This is a genomic window from Bacillus luti, from assembly GCF_001884105.1.
Taxonomy (GTDB): domain Bacteria; phylum Bacillota; class Bacilli; order Bacillales; family Bacillaceae_G; genus Bacillus_A; species Bacillus_A luti.
Window position 1 is genome coordinate 1 of sequence record NZ_MACI01000015.1, and the last position, 4225, is coordinate 4225.

Below are 4225 nucleotides of genomic sequence, written 5' to 3' on the forward strand. Positions count from 1 at the left end.
ACAATGGTAAAAATAGAGGAGGGACGTTGTATGCCAAAAGGTACAGGTAAGGTTATTGCACAAAATAAAAAAGCATTTCATGATTATTTCATCGAAGAAACATATGAAGCAGGGCTTGTCCTTCAAGGAACGGAAATTAAGTCGATTCGCGCTGGTCGCGTAAACTTGAAAGATGCGTTTGCACGTATACATAATGGTGAAGTATGGGTTCATAATATGCATATTAGTACATATGAACAAGGGAATCGTTTCAACCACGATCCGCTTCGTACGAGAAAATTACTTCTTCATAAAAAAGAAATTGATAAGCTAGCGGGAGCTGCAAAAGAAACGGGTTACGCACTAGTTCCACTTAGAATCTATTTGAAAAATGGATTTGCAAAAATGGCACTTGGTTTAGCAAAAGGTAAGAAGCAATTTGATAAACGTCACGATTTAAAAGAGAAAGAAGCTAAACGTGAAATTGCACGCGCGTTCCGTGATCGCCAAAAGATGTAATACAGATATTTACATTTGTAAAACGACGCGCGTATGTTATAATAACTTATGTAAGATTGTTGCACATTGAAAAACAGCTCTTAGTAGCTATCACGATATTTCTTCGTATGCTCCATTTTTATCATGGGGACGTTACGGATTCGACAGGGATAGTTCGAGCTTAGGTTGCGAGTCGAGGGGATCGGCCTCGTTAAAACGTCAAAGCCTATAATTGGCAAACAAAACAATCTTTCTTTAGCTGCTTAATTGCACTAAAGGTTCCTCCCTCCATCGTCCATGTGGTAGGGTAAGGGACTCAAACTAAGTGGACTACGCCGGAGTTCGCCGTCTGAGGGCGAAGGAAGAGAATAATCAGACTAGCAACTTGGAAGCCTGTCGATAGGCCGAAGAGTTTGCGAAATGCTAATATATCGACTACACTCGTAGAAGCTTAAGTGCCGATATTTTTGGACGTGGGTTCGACTCCCACCGTCTCCACCAATACATATTTGGTGGTTTTTTTATTTTGTAGGGATTTTTTTATTGATATATGTAATAAGAAGCATAAGATAGCTGAAACAGCCATTTTATGCTTCTTTTAGTTTACGCTCAACTTATGAATTCCAAGAAGTTTTACCTATCAAGTTAATATTTTAAAATGTAATTTTGTGAATGTCTATGATTAACTTTTAGAGCAAGCACAAAGTATTAATAATATATTATATAAATTTATAATTATTTAGGTCGAAAGGCATAATTAAATAAATTAGAGAATCCGTAAAGTATGAAATAAACATAAAGTAAACTAGCTATAAGAAAGCTAGTTTACTTTATGTTGTGTCTGTTTTTTAAATTGAATATGAATTCAGAAGTTGTCTTATTTGTTCTAGAAAATAATGATGGTGTATATTATTTTTTGATACTCGACTAGCCATAATAACTCCTTGCATAGAAGAAGAAAGAAAAGAAGCAAGTGATGGAGCATCTATATCATCCTTAAATTCCCTTTTTTCTATTCCTTCTCTAATAAGAGACTCCATTAGTACTACGGTATTATCATATCCTTTTGCTGCTGCCTTATGTAACTCAGGAAAGACATCTGTACTTTCAATTGCAAGATTAAGTAAAGGACACCCACCAGGTATTGGAGGATTGTTGGCAGCATCTTGGTATACAAGGAAAATGGAAATGATTTTATCAATGACTTTCTCTTCATTTTCCATAGCCTCATAAAAATGGCTCCATATAATTTCTCCACCTTTATGAAATGCAGCCAGTGCAATTTCTTCTTTACCTTTAAATCGACGATAAATAGCACCTTTAGGTAGAGAAGTAGCATCCATTATATCTTGAATTGATGTACGGGAAATTCCTTGTGTATTAAATAGATATAAGGATTTTTCAATTATTTTTTCTTTTACCTCATCTACCTTAACCATAATCAATGCCCCTCTCAAGTTTCGAATCATTAATCTTTTTGTTTTGAATTTTTTATATTCTTAAAATTAGTTTTTTAGATTATTTTTTGTTATATATGTTTACTCTAAAATGATAAATGTATAGCAAGTCATAAGTTTTTACTTCACGCATGCTACAAGAACCAAATGTTACTTACATATTATTATATACATATTTATTTAAAGCAAGTTACAAGTTTGTAAATATAGACAATGGTACGATTATCATTTTTGTTATTTTGTAAAAATGATTTTAAGGATAAAATTACTTTTTGAGGAATCGTAATTGAAATTGTTAAATAATAAAGAAGAAAGTGTTTTTGATCTGTGTGCTTTTAGGAACATAAGGACTATATAACAATTTTTTATGAAAAGTATTACTATTCTAAAAGTAAATGAATATTGAGAATTATTTTGGTGGAATAGAGATTATATTAAAATATTCAAATGTTTTTTAATGAATAATATTGTAATGATGTAGAACAAATGGTAGAATCAAAAACAGACCGAACAGTTCGGTCCTAATTAGGGTGATAAATATTACAAATGAATAATATTATGATAGCGTAGAATATATGGTTGAATCAAAATGATAAAGTTTGAAAAATTTCATGCGAAATTTAGGGATAAATAATATCAATTCCCTTGCTGCTATAACGTGCTTGTATCATTGTTTTCATATTTGAATAGTTAGAAATACGCTAATAACACCTCTCTAATCAATTAGAGAGGTGTTATCTCGTTTAGGGGAGAAGTTGTCTATACAATCATATAGAATGAACTCACTTAATATGTTTAATTAATAATTTAGAATGCTATTAATTACAAGGTAAGGAAAAACTTTTTTTTAATATTTCTATTTTTAAAAAGAAGATTATATAAAAAGATTTTGTTGCGATATTTTTAAGGAGGTTAGTATAAGTTTATTCGAATGTTGTAACGAGGAATAACAATTTAATAATGATAATAGGGGGAAATATGAATATTAATTTTAAAAAATGCCTTTCAACTTTTTTAATTTTTATGGTTGTTATGGCCCAAAGTTTAGTACCAACAATCGCTAAGGCGCAAGAATTAAATACGGCAGAGTTTGTAGATAGTTTTAAAATCGATAAAACAGATTTAAATTATGGAGAAAGAACTAAAATCACTGTCAATTTCAGTGAAAAAGATGGTTATAAGCTACAGCCTGGAGATGTATTGACATTAACATTACCTCCAGAACTTAAAGGATTTAATGGGAAAATACTATTAGATGATTATGGTGTTTGTGAAGTATCGGCAGGCGTTGCGATATGTACATTTAATGAAAAAGTAAGTACGCGTGAAAATATTAGAGGGTTCTTTACTATAAATGTTCAAGCTACAAATGTGGAAACAAATCAAAAGAAAGAAATTCAAACTAACCTAGGAACAAATTTAGAAATGCAAAAAGTAACGATTACTGGTCCAACTAGTGGTGGCGGTGACGGTACAGATCCTAGAGGTCCGTTTTCTTATAAAGGCGGAGATATTCAACCAGATAAATCTGATGAAGTTCGTTGGTTCTTGAATGTAAACTATAACAGAGAACATTTAAGCACTGATATTAAGCTAACGGATAGTTTACAAGAAGGACAAACGTTTAATAAGGACAGCTTTTATATAATTGTTGATAATGGCACAGATCGCCGATATGTAACGTTGAAAGAGTTTGAAGAGAAAGGTTATGGAACAATTCAGTTTATCAATGATACAACATTCAAAGCTGTATTGAATAAGGATAAAGCTAGTGGTAATAGATTTTCGATTGCATATACAGCTAACATAACTGAAGCTGGGAAGAGACTAGGACATCTGAAGAATGATTATACTATCGAATACCAAGTGGTAAACAATGATCCAGTTTCTGATTCGCAAACTGCACAAGTTGAAAATATCTCGTTAGACGGTGGTGCTGAAGGGGACTTAAATGCAACTACATCTGTTGCAGGAGCGAAAACGTGGAAAGGCGACAAAGTAAATGATCGTCCAAAAGAAATTAAAGTAGATTTAATACAAAATGGTAAAGTAATTGCAACGAAAAAAGTAGCGGAAACAAATGATTGGAAATACGAGTTTGAAAACTTAAGAGTATTTGATTCTGAAGGAAAAGCTTATAAGTATGAAGTGAAAGAGCAACCAGTATCGGGATATCAATCGAAAGTTAATGGATATGACATTACAAATGTGAAGATACACGAAGGTAAGGAAGAAACGCTAGAAGAAAATTGGGAAACAACAGAAGAATTAGAAGAACAACCAAAACCTGA

General features: G+C 32.2%; 3 protein-coding genes and 1 other RNA gene. 3 read left to right on the top strand and 1 reads right to left on the bottom strand.

Annotation, left to right across the window (positions count from 1 at the left end):
- Positions 1 to 30: 30 nt before the first annotated feature.
- Positions 31 to 498 (top strand): SsrA-binding protein, encoded by a 468-nt coding sequence (smpB, locus tag BAQ48_RS04320; RefSeq protein ID WP_001123918.1) that lies wholly within the window; start codon positions 31 to 33, stop codon positions 496 to 498.
- Between the two features lie 125 nt (positions 499 to 623).
- Positions 624 to 978: a transfer-messenger RNA gene (ssrA, locus tag BAQ48_RS04325) on the top strand.
- A gap of 347 nt (positions 979 to 1325) precedes the next feature.
- On the opposite strand, the gene BAQ48_RS04330 is transcribed toward ssrA, so the two are convergent.
- Positions 1326 to 1916, bottom strand: a complete 591-nt coding sequence (locus BAQ48_RS04330; protein WP_071710105.1) for a TetR/AcrR family transcriptional regulator — start codon at positions 1914 to 1916, stop codon at positions 1326 to 1328.
- A 996-nt stretch (positions 1917 to 2912) separates the two neighbouring features.
- Here BAQ48_RS04330 and BAQ48_RS04335 point away from each other — a divergent pair.
- Positions 2913 to 4225, top strand: a 1313-nt coding sequence (locus BAQ48_RS04335) for a Cna B-type domain-containing protein (protein WP_116758468.1), incomplete at its 3' end; no start/stop codon positions are given.

Excerpts from the sequence above, each read along its gene's own strand:
- smpB (WP_001123918.1), top strand. The coding sequence starts at position 31 with ATGCCAAAAGGTACAGGTAAGGTTATTGCACAAAATAAAAAAGCATTT.
- BAQ48_RS04330 (WP_071710105.1), bottom strand. The coding sequence starts at position 1,916 with ATGGTTAAGGTAGATGAGGTAAAAGAAAAAATAATTGAAAAATCCTTA.